The sequence below is a fragment of the Rhodococcus yunnanensis NBRC 103083 genome (assembly GCF_001895005.1).
GTDB lineage: Bacteria > Actinomycetota > Actinomycetes > Mycobacteriales > Mycobacteriaceae > Rhodococcoides > Rhodococcoides yunnanense.
This window is the reverse complement of the sequence record NZ_BCXH01000016.1, coordinates 134,278-159,168: the sequence shown is the minus strand read 5'-3', so window position 1 is coordinate 159,168 and position 24,891 is coordinate 134,278. Positions and strand designations below refer to the sequence as shown.

The window sequence follows — 24,891 nt, the reverse complement described above, 5'->3', positions numbered from 1 at the left end:
TGAGTGACTGAGTGTGACATTCGCTCACTCCGGAGTGACCGGATGTGACATTCGCTCCCCGCCGGGGTGACCGAATATGACATTCGCTCACCCCGGCGCAAGGAGCTGAACTACCGCAATGTCGCGGTGAGGTGGGGGTACCCCTTTTTCGGATTCTTGAGCGACAGGTCCCATCCGGTTCCGACGGATTCGGCGTACAGGTTGACCGTCGCGGGTAACACGATGGGCTTGCCGAACCGGACGTTGTAGGTCACTTTCTCGGGTATGCGACCTTCGACGACCTGTAGAACCGCTGCAGCACTCCACATACCGTGTGCGATTGTGCGCGGGAAGCCGAAGGCCTTTGCGCCCAATGTCGATACGTGGATCGGGTTGCGGTCGCCGGAGATGGCCGCGTACTTACCGATCGTTCGCCGATCCACGCGCAGAGTCCGCGTCGGGGGCGGGGGTACCTCGTCGGCAGGCGGTGTTTCGCGCGGACCACCGGAGAGTGATGTCTTCTGCAGGCTCAGGAAGCTCGAGGTCTGCTTCCATACGAGTTCGCGTCCGACCTTCACTTCGCTGATGACGTCGATCAGCAGACCTTTGCGATGCTCGCGTACGTTCTCGGCGTGCACCCGAATGTCCAGTGGCTCCGACGACGAGATCGCTCGGTGCTGCTCGATGACGTTCTCGGCGTGTACCGAACCGATGGCCGGAAACGGAAAGCCCTTGGACACCATCAATTTCATGACCGTCGGAAAGACGAGGGTGAACGGGTAGGTCACCGGCAGTGTGTCACCGAAGCGTAGACCAGTCGCTCGGCTGTACCCGGCGAGATTGTCGGGGTCGACACGGAGTCCGCGAAGTTCGAACACGGTGCTCGGCGCCGTCGTGGACTTGGTGCCGAGAAACGGGACCACGCCCAACGCGGCAGCGGTATAGATCTCGGATGTCGAGGGCTGCTCCGTGAGCTGTACGACGCTCATGCGCCGAGGAGGCTCTGGCCGCAGACACGAACGATCTGTCCGGTCACGGCGTTGGATGCGGGAGAAGCGAAGAACGACACCAGCTCTGCGACGTCGACCGTCTGTCCTCCCTGCAGCAGTGAGCTCATGCGTCGACCTGCTTCACGCGTCGCGAATGGGATCGCGGCCGTCATCGCGGTCTCGATGAAGCCGGGGGCGACAGCGTTGATCGTGATGTTCTTCTGTGCCAGAACGGGTGCCGATGCCTGCACCAGGCCGATGACGCCTGCCTTGGAGGTGCCGTAGTTGGTCTGGCCGCGGTTGCCTGCGATGCCTGCGATGGAGGAGACGTCGACGACGCGTCCCCCTTCCTTCAGTGCACCGGTCTCGACGAGGTGGTCGGTGATGCGCTGCGGCGCAAGCAGATTCACCCCGATGACGGAGTTCCAGCGGCTTTCGTCCATGTTGGCGAGCGTCTTGTCGCGCGTGATGCCTGCGTTGTGGACGATGATGTCCGCGCCGCCGTGGCGTTCGAGCAGGTGCTTGGAGAGCACCTCCCCTGCATCCTCGGCCGTCACGTCGAGCGCCAGTGACGTTCCGCCGACCTTGTTCGCCGTCTGGGACAGGGCCTCGCCGGCAGCGGGAATGTCGGCGGCGATGACCGTTGCGCCGTCGCGTGCAAGGACCTCGGCGATGGTGGCGCCGATACCGCGGGCGGCTCCGGTGACGACGGCTACCTTGCCGGCGAGCGGCTTGTCCCAGGATGCGGGTGCCTCGGAATCGGCGTCGCCGACGGCGATGACCTGGCCGTCGACGAATGCCGACTTGGCCGAGAGCAGGAACCTCAATGTGGATTCCAGCCCGGAGAGCCCGGTGGAGGCGTTGGGCGAGATGTAGACGAGCTGGGCAGTGGCGCCGCGCTTGACCTCTTTGCCGACGCTGCGGGTGAAGCCTTCGAGTGCGCGCTGGGCGATGTGCTCGTCGACGGACGAGGTCTGCTCCGGCGTCGTGCCGATGACGACGACGCGGGCAGAGGGTGCGAGGTTGCGGATGACCGGCTGGAAGAACTGGAAGAGCTGCTCGAGTTCGGTGACGTTCGCGATGCCGGTGGCGTCGAACACGAGCGCGCCGTACCTGTCGTCGTGGGCCTGAGCCTGCGGGTAGTCCGCGAGCAGTGCACGCAACGGTTCGACGAGACGGCCGTTGCCGCCGATCAGCACCGGCCCGGCCAGTGGCGGCTCGCCCGACTTGTAGCGACGCAGCTTCTCGGGCTGCGGCAGACCTGCCTGCTTGGCGATGAATGCTCCGGGCGCGGATGCCAGGAACGTGGAGTAGAGGTCTGGGGCTCCCTTGGTGGCTGCCACTGTCCTACCTTTCATTTGGCGCCTCCGGCGCCCCGTGCGCGCGTAGTTACCTTCGAACGTAACTGTGCATGCACGGGTGCGAAGCGCACGACCGGGTGTCGACAACCAACTTACTCGCCAGTAAGATGAAACTCCACCAGGGCCATCTCCACGATGGTGGAGACCACGATGTTTGGAGACGAATAGTGACAAGCAGACAGCTACGACCGGTCGCAATCGTCGGTGGCAACCGAATCCCGTTCGCGCGCTCGGACAAGAAATACGCGCTGGCGTCGAACCAGGACATGCTCACCGCCACCATCGACGGCCTGGTCAGTCGGTTCGGCCTGCAGGGAGAGCGGCTCGGACTCGTCGTGGCGGGCGCCGTGCTCAAGCACAGTCGCGATTTCAACCTCACTCGTGAGACCGTCCTCGGTAGCGCACTGAGCCCGTACACCCCGGCCTACGACATCCAGCAGGCGTGCGGCACCGGCTTGCAGTCCATCGTGGCAGTGGGCGACGCCATCGCGTCGGGCCGTATCGATGCGGGTATCGGCGGTGGCGTGGACACGACGTCGGACGCGCCGATCGGCGTCAACGACGACCTCCGCGAGTTCCTGCTCTCGCTCAACCGCGCCAAGTCGACGACCGACCGCATCAAGCTTCTCGGTAGCGTCCGTCCGTCGATGCTCGGCATCGAGATTCCGCGCAACGGTGAGCCGCGCACGGGCCTGTCGATGGGTGACCATGCGGCCATCACCGCCAAGGAATTCGGCATTCGCCGCGAAGACCAGGACGAGCTTGCTGCCGCCAGCCACAAAAATATGGCCGCCGCGTACGACCGCGGATTCTTCGACGACCTGGTGACGCCGTTCCTCGGCCTCACCCGCGACGACAACCTGCGACCGGGATCGACCGTCGAGAAGCTGTCGACGCTCAAGCCGGTGTTCGGCAACAAGCTCGGCGACGCCACCATGACGGCAGGTAACTCGACGCCTCTCACCGACGGTGCGTCGGCGGCGCTGCTCTCGACGGACGAGTGGGCGTCCGAGCGCAATCTGCCTGTTCTCGCGCACCTCGTCGATTCCGAGACGGCCGCGGTGGACTATATCCACGGCAACAGCTCGTTCAAGGACGGCCTGCTCATGGCCCCGACGTATGCCATTCCGCGTCTGCTCGCTCGCAACGGGCTCACGTTGCAGGACTTCGACTACTACGAGATCCACGAGGCGTTCGCATCCGTCGTGCTCGCGACGCTGCAGGCGTTCGAGAGTGACGAGTACTGCAAGGAGCGTCTCGGTCTCGACGCTGCCCTCGGTTCGATCGATCGCAGCAAGCTCAACGTCAACGGATCGTCGCTCGCGGCAGGACACCCGTTTGCTGCTACCGGCGGGCGCATCGTCGCATCGCTGGCCAAGCTGCTGGCAGATAAGGGCTCGGGCCGCGGCTTGATCTCCATCTGCGCGGCCGGTGGCCAGGGCGTCACCGCAATCATCGAGCGCTGACTCAGCGCTCGACAACAGGGGGCCGACGGTCGGCTGATCCGTCAAGCGAGGGGTTTACGGATCTGCCGACCGTATCGTTCCAACAGGGCACCACGACGGGGCGTCGTTCATTCAGTTGGATTAATCCGATAGACATCTGAGCTTCCGTTGTAACGCGTCACTAGGAATGGCGATAGTCGTAGTGGCTCCGCACTGCTGCCCGACCCCCGACCCGGCAGCGGTGCGGAGCCGCTGACGTTCTTACCCGGGTGCTCTGCCCAGAGGTCCAACGATGGATTGCGTAAGCTCGTGTCGAGTGACGATTCAATCGCTGGGGGTTCGGGAGGGCCGAGAACGTGAGCGTCGGTGGAGACGGCAACAGTAAGCACGGGAATAAGCCGGATCCTTTGCCAGGCGAGAACGTTCCGACGCCTGAGGATCACGTCGCCCCCTACGACGCAGTAACCGAAGTGTTGAGGGCTGTCGATCCGAACGCCCCCGCGCCCGGCGAGCAGGCGGCAACCGATCAGGAGGAACCTGCAACGCAGGCGTTCTCCGAGGTGCCGCCCGAGCCTGAGCCTGAGCCCGAGCCTGAGCCCGAGGCCGAGGCCGAGGCCGAGTCCGAGTACGCCGCGTCCGACCCCGACAGCTCGGAACCTGAGACCACTGCGTCGGATACTCAGGTTCCAGAGTTCGGGGCTCCTGCAGTTGCGGCTCCTGCGGTTGCAGCTTCCACAGATGCGCAGCCTGACGTCACCCCGGGTGGTAAGCCTCGCTGGGTGAATGCCGCGGTCATCGCAGGCGCCGCCGTTGCGATCCTCGGGGTCTTCTACACCGCCGACCTGTTGTCCACGAGTGGTTCCGTGCCGCGCGGGACGACCGTCGCGGGAATTTCGGTGGGCGGACTCGGTCACGACGACGCCGAAGCCCGGCTTCGTTCGGAACTCGGGCCGCGCGTGGACCAGCCCGTGCGTGTCGACGCGGGTGATCAGGAGCTCGAATTCGTGCCCGCTGCAGCGGGTCTCGGTATCGACTGGAATGCGACACTCGATCGGGCAGGGTCGCAGTCGTTCAATCCGTTCACCAGGATCGTGTCTTTCTTCGCCGACAGTGAGATCGGTGTGCAGTCCACGGTCGATGCAGTGGCACTCGACGGAACCGTCGAAACCATTCGCTCCCAGACGGATCGGCAACCCGCGGAAGGTGACGTCGTCTTCGAAGGCGTCACACCCGTCGGGGTGAGCCCTGCTCCGGGTCGGACGGTGGATCCGGCATCGGCGCGCGAGGAGATCGAGACGAACTGGGCTTTCGGTGCAGTCGAGCTGCCGGTGGAGACCGTGGACGTGACGGTGCATCAGGACGAGGTGGATCGTGTTCTGGCCGAGATCGCCACACCCGCGGTGTCGGCGCCGGTCGTGTTCACCGGTCGAAACGGTGTCGATGCCGTTCTCGCGCCGGACAGTGTAGCGAACATTCTGTCGTTCGAACCTGATGGACAGGGTGCGCTCGCGGCCCGCTACGACACCGATGCGGCAATCGGAGTGCTTGCGCCGCAACTGGTGTCGACGGAAACCGAACCGAAGGATGCGACGTTCGCACTCGGCGGTGGCGCGCCGACTGTGGTGCCGGGCGTAGTCGGCGAGATGGTGCAGTGGCCGAAGACGCTCGAGCAGCTGCCTGCGCTGTTGTCGTCGTCCGAGACCCGAACCACCGACGCGCTGTACGAGCCCGCGCAGCCCGCGCTGACCACCGAGGGGGCGCAAGCCCTCGGGATCAAGGAGGTCGTCGCCGAATACACCACGGGCGGGTTCGAATACGCGTCCGGTGTGAACATCAGGCTCACCGCCGACATCGTCAACGGTGCGCTCGTGAAGCCGGGTGAGACGTTCTCGCTGAACGACTTCACCGGCCCTCGTGGCACCGCGCAAGGATTCGTCGAGTCCGGAATCATCGACCACGGCCGACCGGATCGAGCGGTGGGCGGCGGCATCAGTCAGTTCGCGACGACGCTGTACAACGCGTCGTACTTCGGCGGAATGGAAGATGCAGGGCACACCGAGCACAGTTACTACATCAGTCGGTATCCCGAAGCCCGGGAGGCAACGGTCTTCGAGGGTGCCATCGACCTGAAGTTCACCAATCCGACCAAGACCGGCATCGTCATCGAGGCATTCGGGACCAGTTCTGATGTGACGGTGAGGCTGTGGGGTACCAAGACGGTCGAGGTCGACTCGATCACCGGGTCGCGCACCAACCCGACCAGCCCCGACACCGTCACACTCCCCGCAGGCAGCGGATGCGTCCCTTCCGGCGGCGGGCCAGGATTCACTGCCAGTGACACCCGAGTCGTCACAGACATCGCGTCGGGCAACGAGGTCTCGCGCGACACCCGAACGGTCAAGTACGACCCGATCCCCATTGTGAAATGCGTTTCCCCCGAACCTGATCCGAAGCCGGCGGACGAGCCTGCACCTGCAGCTCCCGCCGCTGGTGCCCCGCCGGACGAGGACGGCGAGTGAGCGTCTCGCGATCGAAAGCTGCGTAATCACCCCTGATTGCCAGGTCGGGGAGCATCGTCAGCCGCGAAATGAAGACGTGAGGCGACGGCAACGGCGGTGACTCCAGTGTGATGTGTACTGCGGGCGAGATCTCCGACGCACGGTCGGAGGCATGTCCTCGGGAGTGCAATGTCGATCGGACGCACACGGTTTCACCTCGGCGTGACGGCGGCGCTCGCCTTCTTCGTCACAGTTCTCGGATCCAACGGACCGACTCCGCTGTTCCCGCTCTACGTCCAGGACCTGGGTCTGACCCAGCTGGACGTGGGGATCGCGTTCAGCGCGTACTTCTTCGGCCTCGTGGCCGCACTGTTCACTCTGGCTCGTTCTCGGCTCTCCCTGTACCCGCAGTTCGTCCTTCCTGCTGCGCTCGTACTCACCGCGGTCGCCGACGTCGTCTTCTGTGTGATGGGTGACAACGTAGGTCTGCTGTGCGCGGCCCGAGTGTGTACCGGTGCCGCGGTCGGGCTCGCGACGGGACCCGCTGCGACCTTTGCGCTCGCCGCGCTCGGCGAAAGCGGCAGGTCGATGATCACGACAACGGCGATGTTGGCTGCCTCCGTCGGCCTCGGCTTCTCGATGGTCGTCGTTGCCGTCCTACCCTCCCCTCGGACGACTGTGTTCGTGATTCACGCGACCGTATCGGTCGTCGTCCTGGTGTTGCTGACAGCGGCATTGATCAACGGCAGACGCGTGTGGAGGGGGTCGGTCGAAGAAATGCAGGACGTATCACCTGCAGCGCGCCCAGGCGGCGACGTCGCACGCACCGCTGTCGCCTATTCGGCAGGTGCGCTTGGCTGGATCGTAGGGGCATTCGCGGTGGGAATCGTTCCGACCGTACTGGTCTCGCAGGATCCCGATCTCTCCTTGGTCATTGCTGCCGTGCCAGGCGTGGCCTGCCTCACCGCTGCAGCCGCCTTCCAGATGCTCTCGACTGCGGTCGGCCGCCGTATGTCACTGTCGATGTCGCTGTGTGTCCTCGCGGCAGGTGCCGTGGTCACCTCGGTCGGCTTCGCGGCGGCATCGGTCGTCGTGACGGGGTTGGGGTGTGTGCTGTTCGGCATCGGCCAGTCCCCGTCGTACTCGGGTGGATTTCGTATCCTCGCGGGTGGCCTGTCGCCGCTGCAGCAGGGTCGATTCGCCGCGACGTACTCCGGAATCTGCTATCTCGCAGCAGGTCTGTTCGTGTTGGTGACGGGTGCGGCAGGGACGTCCTGGGGTGTGCTGGGAGGTACTGTCTCCGCGATCACGGTGTTCGGCGTCGCGTGCGTTGCACTGGCGATTCGGACGGCTCTGCGCCCGATCGAAGCGCACACGGACATCGAGAATCCGGCGTACATCGTGACGACTGCTGAGGTATCACCAGCTCAGCGGGCCGATGTCGAGCCTGTGAACCTGCTTAATCGTTCCGGTACTCCCACGTCTTCGATGTGACATCCTCACGCCGTTTCCTTGTTCCATCGGACGCGGCGTTCCTTAGGTCGCGTGAGGACTTCTTCAGGAGGATGCGAATGGGTGCAGCGCCTTTCAGGCTCGGGTGGTTCGGGAATCTGACCACACCCGAGTGGCGGACCGGATGGTCGGAAGACGCGATCGGGTGGACCGACGCGCGGTACTACGTCGACATGGTGCGCGACATGGAACGTGCCGGATTCGATTTCATGATGCTGGAGGACTCCCTCATGGTCTCCGACATCTATGCCGGTACAGCCGAACTGGAGCTCAAGGTCGGTATGTACGCGCCGAAGCTCGATCCCGTCCCCGTGGTGTCGATGCTCGCGTACGCGACCGAGCACATCGGAATAGTGGCGACGGCGTCGACGACCTTCTACCCGCCTTACCTTCTTGCACGGACGTTCTCGACGCTCGATCATGTCACCCGGGGACGTGTCGGGTGGAATGTGGTGACCTCGAGCGAGGACCGCGCGGCGCAGAACTTCGGGATGAACAAGCTGCCCGCACACGACACGCGTTACGAGATCGCCGAGGAGTTCGTCGATGTCGTGACGAAACTATGGGATTCGTGGGAGGAGAAGGCGATTCTTGCCGATCCGGTGTCCGGATACTATGCCGATCACACCAAGGTTTCGCCGATTCACCACGAGGGCAAGTACTTCAAGGTCCGTGGTCCACTGAACACTCCGCGTAGCCCGCAGGAGAAGCCCGTCATCTGTCAGGCAGGATCGTCTCCGCGTGGCCGGGCCTTCGCCGCGAAGAACGCCGACATGCTGCTGTGTATCCCGAACGGTCTCGAGAACATGAAGGAGTACCGCGATGACATCCGCGCTCGCGCCGAGGAATTCGGCCGAAACCCGGACGACATCAAGATCTTCTTCGTCGTGCATCCGACGATCGGAAAGACCGATGCCGAAGCGCAGGAACGGCATCAGCAGTTCAAGGATGACAAGCAGCGCAACTTCGAAGCCCAGATGGTTAATTTCGCCGCCACCATGGAGCTCGATTTCTCGGTTCTCGACCCGGACAAGCCGATTCCCGAGGACATGACCACCAACGGCCATCAGGGGATGTTCGATGGCTACAAGCGCGATTTCGGGCATCAGACCGTGCGCGAGTTCGCGTCGGGGATGCGGGTGGCGAGCATGGAGCTCGTCGGGTCTCCGGACACCGTCGCCGAGCAGATGGACGCGGCCATGGAATACGTCGGCGGTGACGGATTCATGTTTCTGAGCCAACCCACCTCACGCGAATACACACGCGAGATCACCGAGGGTCTGTGCCCTGCGCTTCGCCGCCGCGGCCTCATCCGAAAAGGATTCTCGCACGAACACTTCCGCGACAACCTCCGGTCCTTCTGACCGACTCGACACGAAAAGGAGACACTGATGTTCAGACTGGGATGGTTCCTCGGCAACGGTTTCGGAATGCAGCCGTGGTACGGCAATTGGGCGGGTCGATCCATGACCGATTGGACGCAGCCGGGTCTCTACGTCGATTTGACGACCTCGCTCGAACGCGCCGGGTTCGATCTGCTCTTCATCGAGGACACGTCGATGATCGAGGACACCTACGGCGGGTCGATGGAGACGACGCTCAAGTACGGAATGATGGCCCCGAAGAACGATCCGATACCGCTGGTGCCGTTGCTCACCGCGGCGAGCGAACACATCGGCGTCGTCGCGACAATGTCGACGATTCAATACCCGCCGTTCCTCGCGGCACGATCGATGGTCACGCTCGACCACCTCACCCGTGGGCGAGTGGGCATGAACGTCGTCACATCCGTGACGCATCGTGTCGCACAGAACTTCGGTTACGACAAGCACTTCGAGCATTCCGAGCGTTATGCGATGGCCGAGGAGTGGATGGACATCGTCAGTCAGCTGTGGGAGTCCTGGGAGCCCGATGCGCTGGTGCACGATCAACTCGAACCGCGTTACGCCGACCACACCAAGGTCAAGACCATCGATTTCGAAGGCAAGTATCTCAGTTGCCGCGGACCACTGAACACGATTCCGGGGCCGCAGCGTCGCCCCGTCGTCGCGCAAGCGGGAAACTCGGTGCCAGGACGCGAACTCGCCGCGCGTCACGCCGACACGATGCTCGCCCTCGCCAAGTCTCCCGAGGAGATGAAGGCGCTGCGTAAGGACATGGACGAGCGGTTGATCAAGCACGGCCGCAAGCCGGGTGATCTCAAGATCTTGTTCATGGCCATCCCGTATCTCGCCGACACCGAGAGCGAGGCGCAAGCCCGGTTCGATCGGTACGACGCAGCGAAGAAGGACCAGGAGAACGTCGAAAAACGGCTGTGGCAACTGTCCTACGTCTCCGGTGGCGTCGTCGACTACGCGAAATACGATCTCGACGGCCCGGTTCCGCAGGAATTGGGCAACGGCGAGACGACGACGGCCAAATCCTGGCTCGCGGATTCGGCGAACATCACCCTGCGTGACCTGGCCGAAGGCCCGACCAACTACGGAATGGAGTTCGTCGGAACCTCGGACAGCATCGCCTCGCAGATGGGCGATGTCATGGAAGAAGCAGGCGGCGACGGCTTCCTGCTGTATCCGGAGATGACGCGCAGATCCATCATCGAGGTGTGCGACGGGTTGGCCCCCGAACTCCGCCGCCGCGGACTCATTCGAGATGGATACGCGCACAAAACGTTCCGCGAGAACCTGCTCGACTTCTGACCCAGGTCGCGTAATGGGGCGGTTACCTGCGGTGGACCGTCCGGAAACACGGTGCTCCTAGGTTTTTCCTACAGAAAGCTCCACGAACGAATCGAGTACGTATGTCAGTATCGACCAAGGAACAAGTCACGGCAGTGGCGGAGCTCGCCGAGCACACCTCCGCACCGCTGTTGGAGGTCTCCGACCTCAGCGTGGTCTATGCCACGCCCCGCGGGCCGTTCAAGGCTGTCGACGGCTTCTCGCTGTCGGTCGAGAGAGGCGAACGTATTGCGATAGTCGGAGAATCCGGCTCGGGCAAGACCAACTCGGCCATGGCGATCGCCGGCTTCCTGGCATCGGATGCCCAGGTCAGTGCCGAGGCCATGCGGTTCGGCTCCGAAGATCTACTTGCACGTCGAGCGGGTGTGCTGCCGTCGCGAATCCCCGGAATCTCGGTCGTCTTCCAGGATGCGATGACGTCGCTGGACCCGGTGTGGAAGATCGGCAGTCAGCTTCGATCGGTGATTCGGAACAACGAGAAGGTGAGTCGCAAGGCAGCCGACGCGTCGGCCGAGCAGTGGCTGAGCCGAGTCGGTCTGCACGACACGGCCAGGGTGCTCGGTTCGAGGCCGTACGAGTTGTCCGGTGGCATGCGGCAGCGAGTGATGATCGCGCTCGGGCTGTGTGCACAGCCGGCGCTGTTGATCGCCGACGAGCCGACGAGCGCGCTGGACGCCACGCTCTCGCGTGAGCTGATGCAACTGATGGTCTCGTTGACCGACGAATTCGGTACCGCGCTGATCATCGTCAGTCACGACATCTCCCTGTGTCAGGAGTTCACCGACCGCACCCTGGTCATGCACAAGGGAAAGGTCGTCGAAGAAGGACGTTCGGCAGATCTGGCGCGGACGGCGACCGAACCGTACACGCAAGGTTTGCTCGCATGTATCCCGACGTTGGAATCGTCTCTGTTGGAACATCTTCCGACGATGAATTCCGTATCGGCGGTGCAGCGATGAGCTACGACGGTTCGGTGCAGTTCACCGATGTGCGCAGAGTGTTCGACGGGCGGTCGGGTAACGCCCACGTCGCCGTCGACAAGGTGTCGTTGCTGCTCGACTCGACGACCAGACTCGGCATCGTCGGCGAATCCGGTTCGGGCAAGTCGACGTTGGTGCGACTGATGATGGGTCTGGACTTCGCGACGTCGGGCAGCGTCGAGTACCGAGGTCGCGACTTGAAATCGATGTCCAAGAGTGAGATTCACGAATTTCGAACGAACGTACAGCTGGTGGCTCAGGACACGTCCTCCTCGTTCGATCCGCGCAGGTCGTTGCGCGACGGTGTACGTCGGCCGTTGCTCACCCTGCTCGGGTTGTCCACCAAGGAGGCGAACGAGCGTGTCGACTCGACTCTCGAATCGCTCAGTATCGATCCGTCCCTGGCCGATCGGAAGCCGCACCAGGTTTCCGGTGGCCAGCGACAGCGATTCTCCATCGCGCGAGCGCTGGTGATCGAACCGAAGCTGATCGTGTGCGACGAAGCCGTGTCCGCTCTGGACGTGTCGGTGCAGGGCTCGGTGTTGAACCTGCTCAAGGATCACTGCGTGCACAACGAGGCGGGCCTGGTCTTCGTCTCGCACGGACTGCCGGCGACGGCGTTCATCTGCGAGGAACTGATTGTCATGTATCAGGGCGTGATCGTCGAGCAGGGCAGCACCTCGCAGGTCGTCTTCCACAGCGAGCACCCGTACACCAGAAGCCTCGTCGACGCGTACCGGACCACCGCGTCGTCCGACCGGTCAGGAGCGGCCCGATGACGATATTGAAATCCAACCTGTGGTGGATGCGCAGGCTGATCGTTGTGCCGCTGCACATCTTCTTCTTCTCGATCGTCGTCTTCTTCGTGGTGCGGCTGATTCCAGGAGACCCTGTCCGTGCCATTTCGGGCGGTCAGACGATGACGCCGGAGCAATACGACTCCGCTCGTGAGTCCCTCGGTCTGACGGGAAGCATCTTCTCCCAGTTGACCACGTTCCTGGGTAACGTCGTCACGCTCGACTTCGGCAGTTCGATCATCACCGGCGCTGGAGTGCTCGAGGAGATGAAGGTTCGGTTGCCTGCAACTCTCGAACTCGCCTTGGTCGCGATGATCATCTCCAGCGTCCTGACGCTGGCAATCGGCTTCTTCGTGGTGATGAGGCCACGGAATCCGCTCGCGAGAGCAGTAGCGGGGTATTCCCGAGCTGCAGGTGCGGTTCCGGATTTCTGCCTCGGTGTCGCAGGCATCTTCGTCTTCTATTCGGTGCTGCACTGGGCGCCTGCACCGATCGGCCGATACGACACGATGCTCAATGCTGCCCCACGCGTCACCGGTCTGCCGTTCGTGGACGCGATGCTCTCGAGCGACACCATCTTGATGGGTTCGATGATCAAGCACATGTGGCTCCCGATCGCGGTGCTCGTCATCGCCTACGCACCGATGTTGTCCAAGCTGTTCATCCGTTCGCTCGAACAAGCGAAAGATGCCCAGTCGACGAAGTTCCGCATTGCCTCGGGGGCGTCGCCGACGATGGTGAGGCTCAGCATCGCCCGCCGCGCACTGCCGTCGACGGTGGCCATGTTCGGCACCATTTTCGGATTCATGTTGGGCGGCGCAGTGATCGTCGAGCAGTTGTTCGCGATGCCCGGCATGGGTGAGTACGCGGTTCAGGCAGTCAGTCGGTCGGACTTCGTTGCGCTGCAGGGATTTCTGATCATCGTCGCAGCGGTGTCGCTGTTCGTGTTCTTCTTCGTCGACATCGTCAACATGCTCCTCGACCCTCGTCGACGACCCGGCGCCACGACGGAAGGTAGCTGATCATGACATTGTCACTCGACCCACGCACACCCGAGCCGACCGGCGAACCGAAGAGCGTCGAACCGGCACCATCTCCCGAGGTGACGCGATCGAGTCGGTCACTGCGTCGCTGGATCGGGCTGATTCCCGCGGGAATCGTCGTGCTGATCGCTCTCGTCGGGCCGCTCCTGGTGCCGTACAGCACACGAGACGTCGTTGCCAAGCCCGATATCTCGCCCGGTGGGGACCATTGGTTCGGGACCGACTCCTCGGGGCTCGACGTCTTCTCGCGGACGATCGCCGCGACGCAGAACGATGTACTCATCGGGCTCGGGACTGCGATCGTGGCAACCATTGTCGGCATCACCATCGGATTGATCATCGGCATGAACGAGTCGAGGTCCGGTGTGATCGGAATTCTCTCGCGCGGCATGGCCCGTGCTGTCGATCTCGTGCAGGCCGTTCCCGCGATCGTCATCGGATTGGTCCTCATCGCGTTCTTCGGACAATCGATTCTGTCGATCACGGTAGCCCTGACGGTTGTGCTCCTGCCGAACCAGGCACGGCTCGTTCGAACGGAGGTTCTCAGAGTCCGGGGTGAGGCCTACCTCGACGCGGCACGGGTGTCGGGCGAGAGCGAATTGTCGCTCGTGTTCCGGCATGTGCTTCCCAACTCGGCGTGGCCCGCTCTGGAGAACGCGTCGCTCGTGTTCGGCTCGGCGATCGTCTTGACCGCGGGCCTGGGGTTCCTCGGTGTCGGCCTTGCACCGCCGACTCCGGAGTGGGGAACGATGATCTCCACCGGTGCCGCGGCCGCAGCAGCAGGCCGCTGGTGGTCCGCACTGTTCCCCGCAATTGCCATCGCTCTCACCGTGTTCGCCATCACGGCAGTCGGTCGTCGACTCTTCGACAACGACAACTGACAACCCCCCGATTTTCCCTTCATCTCAGGAGTGTCGATCAATGCTGTCATCATCACGAAAATCTTTGGTGCGATTCGCCGCCGCGCTGACCGTCGCCACTGTGGCACTCGCCGGATGTTCGTCGTCGAACAACAATTCCGAGGCGGGTGACGCAGGCGACACACTGACCATCGTCACCCCCGACACCGGCATCAGCTGGGCGCTCGACAACGCTTTCGGAGGGTTGGAAGCGGCGAACAATCTGCAAGCGACGCTGCTGCGCAAGCCGTACGTCGATGCCACTCAGGACGGCGCCCAGCAACAGGACACGTACACCTACGATCCCTACCTCGCATCGGGATACACCGTCAGCGACGACGGACTGACCTACACGTTCACCCTCACCGAGGCGAAGAGCGCCGCGGGCAACACCCTCAGCGCCGACGACGTGCTGTGGTCGTTCGAGCGAAAGTTCGGTACGCCCACGTCCTTGTCGCCCGGAATCATGGCGCCCTCTATCACCGACCCCGCATCGCAGATCGTCAAGATAGACGACCGAACCGTCTCGTTCACACTGCCGCAGGCCGGCCTCGGTACCACGTTCCTGGCCCTGATGTCCGATCTGCTGAGTCAGATATACGACAGCACTCTGCTGAAAGAGCATGTCACAGCCGATGATCCGTATGCGGTCAAGTGGAGTGCGGAGAACCCGAACTACGGATTCGGCGCCTACGAGGTCACCGAGTACGAGCCTGGCGTCAGGGCAGTACTGAAGGCGCGCGAGGACTGGATCGGAGGCGAGATCCCGATCGACACCGTCAACCTGCGCATCGTCTCCGACGCAGGAACTCGAGCCAACGCGGTGAAGAACGGCGACGCTCAGGTCGCGACCGCTGTCACGCCCGCCGATTCGGCCGGGCTCTCGTCCGACTCGAACGTGTTCGTCCCGCAGGTCGACAACCCGAACATGTACCTGATGATGCCGCTCGTGACCAACAAGGCACCGTTCGACAATCCGTTGGTACGCAAGGCAATGGCATATGCGACGCCGTATCAGCCGATCGTCGACGACGTGTACCGCGGTCTCGCCGCCCGCAACGGATCGGGGTTTCTACTCCAGGATGCTCCCGGCTACACCAACGAAGGTCAGATCGAGTACACCTACGATCCGATCAAGGCGAAGGAGTTGCTCGCCGAAGCCGGATTCCCGAACGGTGTGTCGTTCTCGCTCGCGGTGAACGCCGCGGATCCCGATACCCGTGAGGCGGCCATTCAGATCCAAACCGCTGCTCGTGAAGGCGGTTTCGACATCCAGATCGATCAGATGCCAGGCGCACAGTTCTCCCAGCAGCGCAGCGAGCACACCTCGCAGGCGTTCATTCTGCGCGACTACGCCATCACGCTGACTCCGCCGTACGAGCTGACCGTCTACACCGCCCCCGATTCGTCGAACAACTTCGCCGATTGGCAGTACCAGCCGTTCACCGATGCGCTCGACGCCGGAAATGCGTTGCCCGACGCCCTGTCCGACGAAGCAGGCAAGGCGTGGAACGAGGCCGAGAAGATCTACGTCGATCAATCACCGATCGTCTTCATCGCGCAGGTACAGCCGAGTGTCGTACTGTCGAGCGACGTAGCGGGATTCGCACAGCGATCCGACAACTGGATCGACTACGCGAACCTGTCCTACAAGTAGCACCTCGTGCCGGGTCGTCGGGCACCGAGACATTCGGTGCCCGACGATTCACTGCATATCCGGCGAAGAATGAAAGGACACCATATCGGCGCGGTAGTGCGCGTAGCCGAACTCGTGCACGTAGCCCTCGGTGTCGTACAGAACCTGATCTCTGACCAGCAGAATGGAATTGGGCTCTACCTTCAGCATCCGCGCGGTTCTGTCGTCGGCCGGAACGGCATCGACCCAACAGTCCATGCGCCCGAACGGCACGCCGTACTCCTGCACGAACAGTTCCGAGATTCTGGCAGCCTCGACCATGTGCATCGGCGTCGGCGCGTTCGGGTTGATCTGGAACGCGGTCAACGTACCGATCGGAGTGCTGTCCACGCTCATGACGAATTCCAGCATTCGGACGTGTTCGACGTCGGTCTGCATTCGCTCTCGAATCAGGCCGGCCGACGGAATGATGTGCTCGTTGAAACGCACGTACTCGATCGGTGTCGAACCGGTGGCGATGATATCGTGCATCCGGAGCTGAACGGGTTTGCCCTGCACTATGGTTCCCATCTTGCGCTGACGCTTGACGAGTCCTTCGTCGGCGAGCATCTGCAGCGCCGTTCGAACCGAGGATCGAGTGGAATCCAGCGAGGTGATCAGGTGCTCCTCGTTCAGATTCTCGCCGTCCTTCAACACGCCACTCTTGATCGAGGACCGCAGCAGTTGATGAACTATGCGGGTGGATCGTTGCCTGGTCCCAGCGGATCCGCCGACCGCTCGCGGATGACGTGGTGGCTGTACGACTACTGGTTGCTGCATGGGGGTGCTCCTACGCGAGTACACGGGACGAACGACGGATCGGCACCGTTGCCGAGGCCAGTGCATCACCCGCGTGTTACGGGCAGGTCACCGAAGGGTGCTCCGAGATTTTCGCTAGCGACAAGTATGTGGTCTCGGTCACCAGTAAGTTCGAATCATGCTGTGCAGGTGTGGTAGTCGTTGCACCCGCATCTGCGACACCTCGGACCGGCCGGTCTGTGGGGATGCATAATCGCAGGCAGGGTGCGGCAGGTTTCGAGCCGCGTAATGCAGAATTTACAGACGACCCGTCGTCAGAGAGCCAGATGCTGTAGCGCCGAGTGCTTCGGTGCGACATCGTCCCCCGAGGACGCACCGCGCAGGCGTCGGGACACCCAGGGCGCGGCAAAGGATTTGACCCATTCGGCGTTCTCCCGTCGTCGGGCAGCCGGGTCGATCGGTGGCAGGGCGTCGAGATCCTCCAGCTGTATCGAATGTTCGACGCCGAGGAAGTCGAGGACCTCGGCCGCCATACGCGTGTGGCCACGTGTCGACATGTGCAGGCGGTCCCAGTCCCACATGCGGGGGTCGTCGTACCCGTCGAACCGCCAGTAGTCGACGAGCTCGATGCCTCGGTGGTCGGCGACCTCGCGCAGGAGTTCGTTGTATATCGCGGTTCGGCCACGGAAGGTTCGGAAGATCGGCGACCAGCCGGCGTCGTACGCAGTGAATGCGACCACACGCGCGCCGGTTGCCTTCAGATCCGCGAGGGCCGCGTCGTACCGCCCGACGATTCCGTCGATGTCGACCTTGGGGCGCATCATGTCGTTGCCGCCTGCGTAGACGGTGACGAGGTCGGGGGCGGCCTCGACGGCGAACTTCACCTGGTCCTCGATCACCTGGTCGAGGAGCTTGCCGCGTACCGCGAGGTTGGCGTATCTGAAGTCGGGATTGCCCGCGGCCAACTGCTCGGCGACTCGGTCGGCCCAGCCTTTGACCCCGTTCGGGCTCGTCGGATCGGCATCGCCGACGCCTTCGGTGAACGAGTCTCCCAGCGCGATGTAACTGTCGATCCTCGGCACGTCGATCTTCCTCCGTAAGTCTTGCTAACGATTCTTCCCTCTAGGACGCGTCGTCGGGCACTTTAATTCCCGCGTCCTGGCGCCGCTAAGAATCTCGCTGATTCTGGACATGGACATCAGGCGTGCCGGGGTGTTGGCTTGTCCGGGCAACAATTCTCGAGTGCGAAGGCAGGCGTAACGCAATGACGGTCACAGTGGTGGCAGGAAACCCCAAGCCAGGATCCCGAACTCTGGAGGCGGCGGGACTGCTTGCCTCGGAGCTGGTCGGTGCCCCGGCAGATGGGCAGATCGACGTCATCACGCTGGGATCCGGCCTGCTCGGATGGGGTGACGAGGCCGTCGCTGCAGCAGTGGACCAGGTCTCGAAGTCCGACATCGTCGTATTCGCCAGCCCCACGTTCAAGACCACGTACACCGGTGTTCTCAAGCTGTTCCTCGACCAGTTCGCCACCGATGAAGGGCTACGCGACGTCGTCGCCGTCCCCCTGATGCTCGGTGCCGGTCCCGCCCACGCGTTGGCACCCGATCTCCTGCTCAAGCCGGTACTCGTCGAGCTGGGAGCGATCACGCCTGCGCCTGGGCTTTATTTGATCGATACCACTTTCACCACCGACACTCGTATCGTGGATTACGCACGGCGATGGGGACCCATCATCACGGCCGCTGCGGACTCGCGAAAGGGAGCTTCGGCATGACGCTCACGCACACAGACCTGGATCAGGCAACACTCCGGCAGGCGTACGGGCAGTTTCCGAGTGGCGTAGTCGCGGTGGCAGCGGAGATCGACGGAGTTCCTGTCGGCCTCGCGGCCAGCAGCTTCGTCGCAGTGTCCATCGAGCCACCGCTCGTCGCCGTCTGCATCCAGAACACGTCGACGACCTGGCCCAAGCTCGAGGGCGTCCGAAGCATCGGCGTCAGCGTCCTGGGTGAGGCGCACGACGACGCTGCGCGGACGCTGGCTGCAAAGACCGGCGACCGGTTCGCGGGTCTCGAGCTTCAGACCACCGAGCAGGGGGCGGTGTTCATCAGCGGTGCGACGGCGTGGCTCGACACCACCATCGATCAGCAGGTTCCGGCAGGCGATCACCTGATAGTTCTCCTGCGTATCCACTCTCTCGAAGTCCAGAGCGAGATCGATCCGATCATCTTCCACGGCAGCAAATTCAGGCGCCTGCAGGCCTAGCAGCCCCTCCTTCCCCGCAAACGCACGTGCGTTTGTGGGTTTGGGGTGGGTGTGGCCTTGGTTCTGCGCAAACGCACGTGCGTTTGTGGGTTTGGGGTGGGTATGGCCCTGGTTCTGCGCAAATGCACGTGCGTTTGCGAGCGGCGTTCAGATGCGATTTTCCTGCTGAGCCGCTGCTCGACGTCGTGTGGATGTACCAGCCCGCGGCGCAATACGGCCGCCACATTCGGGTTGCATATCCGACATAGGCACGGTGTTGAGTAACAGTCACCTCGCAAAACGATGTGGCTGGAGGCCCGAGTGAAACTGACAGTGGTGGCAGGAAACCCGAAACCCGGATCCCGGACGCTCGACGCTGCCCGGCTGGTGGCCGAGAGCCTGACAGGCCGTGAAGTCGACGAGACGGTCGATGTCATCACCCTGGGTGCCGGACTGCTCGGATGGGGCGACGCGGCAGTGGCCGCCGCCGTCGAGACGGTACGCACGTCCGATCTCGTCGTCGTGGCCAGCCCGACGTTCAAGGCCACATACACCGGTGTTCTGAAGCTGTTCCTCGATCAATTCGCAGGTGGTGACGGGCTGAAGGACGTCGTCGTGGTGCCGCTGATGCTCGGCGCCGGGCCCGCGCACGCCATGGCGTCGGACATCTTTCTCAAGCACACCCTCGTCGAATTGGGTGCCGTCACACCGGCCCCGGGCCTCTACCTGATAGACACGACCTATACGACCGACACTCGTATCGCCGATTACGTTGCCCGTTGGGGCGGCGTTCTGACCGCAGCATCGACCACCAGAACGGACATCTCATGACACTGGCTTCCACCGAACTCGACTCGGGAATCCTCCGTGCGGCTTTCGGGCAGTTCCCGAGTGGGGTCGTCGCTCTGTGCGCCGAGATCGACGGTACGCCGATCGGAATGGCCGCCAGTAGCTTCGTCGCAGTGTCGATCGAGCCGCCTCTCGTCGCAGTCTGTGTGCAGAACACGTCGACGACGTGGCCCAAGTTCGCTGCGGCGGAGCGCATCGGTATCAGCGTCCTCGGTGAGGCACACGACGTCGCCGCCCGCACACTTGCCGCCAAGACCGGCAATCGTTTCGAGGGGCTCGAGGTCACGACCACCGAAGACGGTGCAGTGTTCATCGGCGGCGCAAGCATGTGGCTCGACGCGACGGTCACCGAGGAGGTCCCGGCGGGCGATCATGCGATCGTGCTGCTGCGGATCAACGAACTGGAGATCAAGGACGTCGCGCCGATCGTGTTCCACGGCAGCAAATTTCGCAAGCTGGCGACAGAGGTCGGGCAGTGATCGAGCGCGCGTTCGAGGCGCTTGCGCAAGGCAAACCGGTCCTGGTGACCGATGATGCTCGACGCGAGAACGAGGGAGATGTCATCCTCGCTGCCGACCGGGTGACACCGGAATGGACGGCGTGGACGATTCGCAACACCTCCGGCCTGCTGTGCGCGCCGATGTCCGGGGCGCGCGCAGACGCGTTGGAGCTTCCGCCGATGGTTGCCGACAATCAGGACCCCAAGAAGACCGCGTACACCGTGACCGTCGACGCGGCAGTCGGAGTGACGACGGGCATCAGCGCCGCCGACAGGGCTCGGACACTGCGGGTTCTGGCAGATCCGACGTCCGTGGCGTCGGATCTGATTCGCCCTGGGCACGTCATACCGTTGCGGGCGAGGCCAGGTGGCGTGCTGGAGCGTCCAGGGCATACCGAGGCGGCGGTCGACCTCTGCTCTCTTGCCGGCGTCCCTGCCGTCGGAGTGATTGCAGAACTCGTCGCCGACGACGGTTCCATGATGACGTTCCCCGACATCGAAGCGCTCGGGCGAAGATTGCAGCTGCCGGTGCTCACCATCGAACAACTGATCAACTATCGTCTTGCACAAGGCATTTCCTCGGTTCCAGCGCCTCGTAGGGTCGACCGCGTCGCAGAAACGGTCCTGACGACGTCGCACGGCGAGTTCCGCGCATACGGCTACACGGATCGAGAAACGGGCGCCGAGCACATCGCCTTGGCCAACGGGGATCTTGCCGGTGCACCTATTGTGCGTGTGCACTCCGAATGCCTTACCGGTGAATCATTTTCGTCCGAACGATGCGAATGCGGCCCGCAACTCGACGCGGCGCTGGCACGTGTCGCGCGCGAGGGTGGTGTCGTCGTGTACCTGCGCGGACACGAGGGGCGAGGCATCGGGCTGCTCAAGAAGCTCGCGGCATACCGACTGCAGGACCAGGGATTCGACACCATGCAGGCCAACCTCGAACTGGACGAGCCCGCCGACGGCCGCGAATACGGCGGTGCCGCAGCGATACTCGAAGATCTCGGTGTGACTGAAGTGCGGCTGCTGACCAACAACCCGAACAAGGTCGACGGGTTGCGCGCCAACGGAATCGGCGTCACCGCCCGAGTCCCACTGATCGTGGGGGCTGCCCCCGCCAACGTTCGCTACCTCGAGACCAAACGCGACCGGATGGGCCACCTGCTTCCGGGGCATTTGGAGCGAAGCATCTGATCGACCCGGGGTCGTCGCCGCTGGTACCTGCGCAAACGCACGTGCGTTTGCGTGTGGTGGGGTGTGCGGCCCAGGTTGCTACGCAAATGCACGTGCGTTTGCGTGATGCTGGCGTCGTATACCACTGAAAGTGGCAGTCCACCAGTGCTCTTCGGCCACCTGTGGATAACCCTCCGGCGCGGGAAATAGTTATCCACAGATTGCCGGAGCCCGGTCGAATCGGGGTTTTCGTGGGGCACGCTGTATGCATGAAACCGGATCCCGCGCATCCTCTTCGTCGCGTCGACGCACTCGAAGCAGGACTTACCGACTTTCAGTTGCGGCTGCTGTACACCGAAGGTGGATGGCGACGGTTGGGCTACGGAAGTTACGTCAGCTCGAGCAATTACGCGCTGCTCAGCGATGTTGCCCGACATGTTCTGGCCGTCGATGCTCTCCTCCCCTGCGTGGACGACGCAGCGGTGGTGAGTCATCATTCTGCAGCAGTGCTGCACCGGCTGCCGCTGACCGGCATCAATCTGAGCAAGGTTCACGTGACACGCGATCGGAAGGGCGGTGGTCGTTCGAGCGCCAGGTCGGTGGTGCACTGTGCACCGCTGGAGGAGGTCGAGATCCTGGACGGTCGGAGGGTGACCACGCAGGCGCGCACTGTCGTCGACATGGGGCGAACTGCATCTCTCGACACAGCTGTGGCACTCGGAGACGCCGCCGTTCGAGGTGGGCTGTCGCATTCTGCGCTGAACCTCGAGTTGGATCGTGCTCGCGGGCGGAAGGGGATAGCCGCTGCGAGGCAGGCGATCGAAATCCTCGACGGTAGAAGTGAAAGTGTCGGTGAGTCACTGAGTCGAACTCGATTGTTGACGGCAGGTTTCAGAGACCTCGATCCACAGGCGAAGATTGTGGATACCGAAGGTCGAATCATTGCCCGCGTCGACATTCTGGCGGCGCGAAAGGTTGTCATCGAGTTCGACGGCGAGGTCAAATACGGGCGTGACCTTCGACCGGGACAGGATCCGGGAGACGTTGTGTTCGAGGAGAAGAAGCGTGAGGACAACGTCCGCGCGCTCGGGTACCCGTTCGTTCGTATCACGTGGGACGAGTTGTGGAACTTCGATCCGGTCGTGAAGCGTATCGAGCAGGCTCTGGCATTGGCTGAGAAACTTCCTACACCCCTCGGGCGTGTGATCTATATGCCGCCGTTCGGCTCACGGAGCTGATCCGATTTCGGCCCAGCAAATGCACGTGCGTTTGCGTGGGTGCTGGGTCTGGCCTGCTGGTGTGCGCAAATGCACGTGCGTTTGTGTGGGTGCTGGGTCTGGCCTGCTGGTGTGCGCAAATGCGTGTGCGTTTGTGTGGGTGGTGGGGCTGAGCCCGCCGGTCGGCGCAAATGCGTGTGCGTTTGCGGGGAGGGGAGGGGAGGGGAGGGGTGGTGCTGCGGGGTAGGGGTGATCAGCGAGGAAAACGAACAACGGCCGCACCCCGACGAGGGTGCGGCCGCTGGCGAATCGAGGATCAGAAGGCTGCTTCGTCGAGCTCCATCACGTCGAGGTCGATGTTGGCGAGGATGCTGCGGGTAGCGGTGAGCTCGGGGAGCACGTTCTTGGCGAAGAACGATGCGACGCCGATCTTGCCCTCGTAGAACGACTTCTCCTTGCCCTCTGCGCCGTTGTCGAGTGCCTTGATGGCGATCTCGGCCTGACGGAGCAGAAGCCAACCGATGAGCAGGTCGCCGAAGCCCATGAGGAAGCGCACGGATGCGAGTCCGACCTTGTACAGCTCGGTCGGCTGCTCCTGAGCGCCCATGAGCTGCTGGGTCATTCCGGTGACGATGGCCTGTACGTCTTCGAGTGCGGTGGACAGCAGGGCGCGCTCGGCCTTGAGGCGACCGTTGCCTGCTTCGCTGTCGATGAACGACTTGATCTGTCCCGCAACGTGAGCGAGTGCGACGCCGCGGTCACGGGCGATCTTGCGGAAGAAGAAGTCCTGGGCCTGGATGGCCGTGGTGCCTTCGTACAGCGAGTCGATCTTGGAGTCGCGGATGTACTGCTCGATCGGGTAGTCCTGCAGGAAGCCGGAGCCGCCGAGTGTCTGCAGGCTTTCGGCGAGCTGACGGTAGGCGATCTCGGAGCCGACACCTTTGACGATCGGGAGGAGCAGGTCGTTGACGCGGTAGGCGAGGTCCTCGTCGGCGTCGGACACCTGCTGTGCGGTGATCGGGTTCTGGTGTGCCGCCGTGTAGAGGTACACGGCGCGGAGACCCTCGGCATATGCCTTCTGGGTGATGAGGCTGCGACGCACGTCGGGGTGGTGGGTGATGGTGACGCGGGGAGCGGCCTTGTCGGTCATCTGCGTCAGGTCTGCACCCTGGACGCGATCCTTGGCGTATGCGAGCGCGTTGAGGTATCCGGTGGACAGCGTGGCGATTGCCTTGGTGCCGACCATCATTCGTGCGTGCTCGATGACGTCGAACATCTGCGCGATGCCTTTGTGGACCTCGCCGACGAGCCAGCCCTGCGCGGGGATTCCGTGTCCGCCGAACGTGAGCTCGCAGGTGGTGGACGCCTTGAGGCCCATCTTGTGCTCGACGCCGGTGACGAAGACGCCGTTGCGTTCGCCGAGCTCACCCTTGTCGAAGTCGAAGTGCGTGTTGGGAACGTAGAACAGGCTCAGACCCTTGGTGCCGGGGCCGGCGCCTTCGGGGCGTGCGAGCACGAGGTGCATCGTGTTCTCGAACAGGTCGTCGGACACGGCCGAGGTGATGAACCGCTTGACGCCCTCGATGTGCCAGGAGCCGTCTTCCTGCTTGATCGCTTTGGTGCGGCCTGCGCCGACGTCGGAGCCTGCGTCGGGCTCGGTGAGAACCATGGTGGCGCCCCACCGGCGCTCGACGATGACCTTGGCCCATTCCTTCTGCTCGTCGGTGCCGTTGTGGTAGAGCACGTTGGCGAAGGAGGGGCCTGCGGAGTACATGAACGCAGCGGGCTGTGAGCCGAGGAGCATCTCGTTGAGCGCCCAACCGAGGTTGCGAGGGGCCGGGATGCCGCCGACCTCCTCGTCGAGGCCGACGCGCCACCACTCACCGTCGTACAGCGCCTTGAAGGACTTCTTGAAGGAGTCCGGCAGCTTCACGGTGTGAGTCTCTGGGTCGAACACGGGGGGATTGCGGTCCGTGTCTGCGAAGGATTCGGCCAACGGGCCTTCTGCCAGGCGCGCGACCTCCTTCAGCATGTCACGGGCTGCCTCGCTGTCGAGGTCGCCGAACTTGTCACCCGAGAGCGACTCGTCGAGCCCGAACAGCTCGAAGAGGTTGAACTCGAGATCCCGAAGGTTGCTCTTGTAATGGCCCATTGCGTTCGCTCTCCAGTCGGTGGTGCGGTCTCGTGAGTACCGCCCAAGCATCTAGCTACTCGGTATAGCTACTCGTCGG

General features: G+C 63.2%; 21 protein-coding genes. 16 read left to right on the top strand and 5 right to left on the bottom strand.

What is annotated here, in order from left to right; all coding sequences use genetic code 11:
* Window positions 1-110: 110 nt before the first annotated feature.
* Both RY1_RS22595 and RY1_RS22590 read right to left on the bottom strand, forming a co-directional pair.
* On the bottom strand, window positions 111-968 hold the full coding sequence (locus RY1_RS22595) for a MaoC/PaaZ C-terminal domain-containing protein (RefSeq protein ID WP_072806283.1): 858 nt from the start codon (window positions 966-968) through the stop codon (window positions 111-113).
* Entirely contained in the window at window positions 965-2,311 is a 1,347-nt protein-coding gene (locus RY1_RS22590; RefSeq protein ID WP_072806282.1) for a 3-oxoacyl-ACP reductase, read from the bottom strand. Before RY1_RS22590 ends, RY1_RS22595 begins: the two co-directional genes overlap by 4 nt.
* A 185-nt stretch (window positions 2,312-2,496) precedes the next feature.
* Between RY1_RS22590 and RY1_RS22585 the strand changes: the two genes are divergently transcribed.
* The 10 genes from RY1_RS22585 to RY1_RS22540 all read left to right on the top strand — a co-directional run bounded on the left by RY1_RS22585 (window position 2,497) and on the right by RY1_RS22540 (window position 15,898).
* Window positions 2,497-3,795, top strand: coding sequence for an acetyl-CoA C-acetyltransferase (locus RY1_RS22585; RefSeq protein WP_072806281.1), 1,299 nt, complete (start codon window positions 2,497-2,499; stop codon window positions 3,793-3,795).
* Window positions 3,796-4,130: 335 nt separating this feature from the next.
* On the top strand, window positions 4,131-6,293 hold the full coding sequence (locus tag RY1_RS22580; protein WP_072806280.1) for a VanW family protein: 2,163 nt from the start codon (window positions 4,131-4,133) through the stop codon (window positions 6,291-6,293).
* A 168-nt stretch (window positions 6,294-6,461) separates the two neighbouring features.
* Complete coding sequence (locus RY1_RS22575) at window positions 6,462-7,766, top strand: MFS transporter (protein WP_072806279.1); 1,305 nt, start codon at window positions 6,462-6,464, stop codon at window positions 7,764-7,766.
* 77 nt (window positions 7,767-7,843) lie between these two features.
* Window positions 7,844-9,148: an NtaA/DmoA family FMN-dependent monooxygenase gene (locus RY1_RS22570; RefSeq protein ID WP_072806278.1), complete on the top strand. Its 1,305-nt coding sequence runs from the start codon at window positions 7,844-7,846 to the stop codon at window positions 9,146-9,148.
* A 27-nt stretch (window positions 9,149-9,175) separates the two neighbouring features.
* Window positions 9,176-10,483 (top strand): NtaA/DmoA family FMN-dependent monooxygenase, encoded by a 1,308-nt coding sequence (locus RY1_RS22565; RefSeq protein ID WP_072806277.1) that lies wholly within the window; start codon window positions 9,176-9,178, stop codon window positions 10,481-10,483.
* A gap of 101 nt (window positions 10,484-10,584) precedes the next feature.
* A complete protein-coding gene (locus tag RY1_RS22560; RefSeq protein ID WP_072806276.1) occupies window positions 10,585-11,481 on the top strand; it encodes an ABC transporter ATP-binding protein in 897 nt (298 codons plus the stop codon).
* On the top strand, window positions 11,478-12,281 hold the full coding sequence (locus tag RY1_RS22555) for an ABC transporter ATP-binding protein (RefSeq protein WP_084727735.1): 804 nt from the start codon (window positions 11,478-11,480) through the stop codon (window positions 12,279-12,281). Before RY1_RS22560 ends, RY1_RS22555 begins: the two co-directional genes overlap by 4 nt.
* Window positions 12,278-13,321, top strand: a complete 1,044-nt coding sequence (locus tag RY1_RS22550) for an ABC transporter permease (RefSeq protein WP_072806275.1) — start codon at window positions 12,278-12,280, stop codon at window positions 13,319-13,321. Before RY1_RS22555 ends, RY1_RS22550 begins: the two co-directional genes overlap by 4 nt.
* 2 nt (window positions 13,322-13,323) lie before the next feature.
* Complete coding sequence (locus RY1_RS22545) at window positions 13,324-14,223, top strand: ABC transporter permease (protein WP_084727733.1); 900 nt, start codon at window positions 13,324-13,326, stop codon at window positions 14,221-14,223.
* A 40-nt stretch (window positions 14,224-14,263) separates the two neighbouring features.
* The gene (locus RY1_RS22540) at window positions 14,264-15,898 is read left to right on the top strand and encodes an ABC transporter substrate-binding protein (RefSeq protein ID WP_072806274.1); all 1,635 of its coding nucleotides are present in this window, start codon (window positions 14,264-14,266) and stop codon (window positions 15,896-15,898) included.
* Between the two features lie 48 nt (window positions 15,899-15,946).
* Here RY1_RS22540 and RY1_RS22535 read toward each other — a convergent pair whose 3' ends face one another.
* Both RY1_RS22535 and RY1_RS22530 read right to left on the bottom strand, forming a co-directional pair.
* On the bottom strand, window positions 15,947-16,696 hold the full coding sequence (locus tag RY1_RS22535) for a GntR family transcriptional regulator (protein WP_072806273.1): 750 nt from the start codon (window positions 16,694-16,696) through the stop codon (window positions 15,947-15,949).
* A gap of 293 nt (window positions 16,697-16,989) precedes the next feature.
* Window positions 16,990-17,757 (bottom strand): SGNH/GDSL hydrolase family protein, encoded by a 768-nt coding sequence (locus tag RY1_RS22530; protein ID WP_072806272.1) that lies wholly within the window; start codon window positions 17,755-17,757, stop codon window positions 16,990-16,992.
* A 182-nt stretch (window positions 17,758-17,939) separates the two neighbouring features.
* Here RY1_RS22530 and RY1_RS22525 point away from each other — a divergent pair, with 182 nt between their 5' ends.
* The 6 genes from RY1_RS22525 (at window position 17,940) to RY1_RS22500 (ending at window position 22,681) form a co-directional block, all read left to right on the top strand.
* Window positions 17,940-18,452, top strand: coding sequence for an NADPH-dependent FMN reductase (locus RY1_RS22525; protein ID WP_072806271.1), 513 nt, complete (start codon window positions 17,940-17,942; stop codon window positions 18,450-18,452).
* Window positions 18,449-18,940: a flavin reductase family protein gene (locus RY1_RS22520; RefSeq protein WP_072806270.1), complete on the top strand. Its 492-nt coding sequence runs from the start codon at window positions 18,449-18,451 to the stop codon at window positions 18,938-18,940. The genes RY1_RS22525 and RY1_RS22520 overlap by 4 nt, the downstream gene beginning before the upstream one ends.
* Window positions 18,941-19,240: 300 nt before the next feature.
* Complete coding sequence (locus tag RY1_RS22515) at window positions 19,241-19,750, top strand: NADPH-dependent FMN reductase (protein WP_072806269.1); 510 nt, start codon at window positions 19,241-19,243, stop codon at window positions 19,748-19,750.
* Window positions 19,747-20,247 carry a flavin reductase family protein gene (locus RY1_RS22510; protein ID WP_072806268.1) on the top strand — a complete coding sequence of 167 codons (501 nt, stop codon included), beginning with the start codon at window positions 19,747-19,749 and terminating at the stop codon, window positions 20,245-20,247. Before RY1_RS22515 ends, RY1_RS22510 begins: the two co-directional genes overlap by 4 nt.
* Window positions 20,247-21,464: a GTP cyclohydrolase II gene (gene ribA / locus RY1_RS22505; protein WP_371829500.1), complete on the top strand. Its 1,218-nt coding sequence runs from the start codon at window positions 20,247-20,249 to the stop codon at window positions 21,462-21,464. Before RY1_RS22510 ends, ribA begins: the two co-directional genes overlap by 1 nt.
* A 248-nt stretch (window positions 21,465-21,712) precedes the next feature.
* Window positions 21,713-22,681, top strand: a complete 969-nt coding sequence (locus RY1_RS22500) for a hypothetical protein (protein ID WP_072806266.1) — start codon at window positions 21,713-21,715, stop codon at window positions 22,679-22,681.
* Window positions 22,682-22,976: 295 nt separating this feature from the next.
* Here RY1_RS22500 and RY1_RS22495 read toward each other — a convergent pair whose 3' ends face one another.
* Window positions 22,977-24,812: an acyl-CoA dehydrogenase gene (locus RY1_RS22495; RefSeq protein ID WP_072806265.1), complete on the bottom strand. Its 1,836-nt coding sequence runs from the start codon at window positions 24,810-24,812 to the stop codon at window positions 22,977-22,979.
* Window positions 24,813-24,891: the final 79 nt, after the last annotated feature.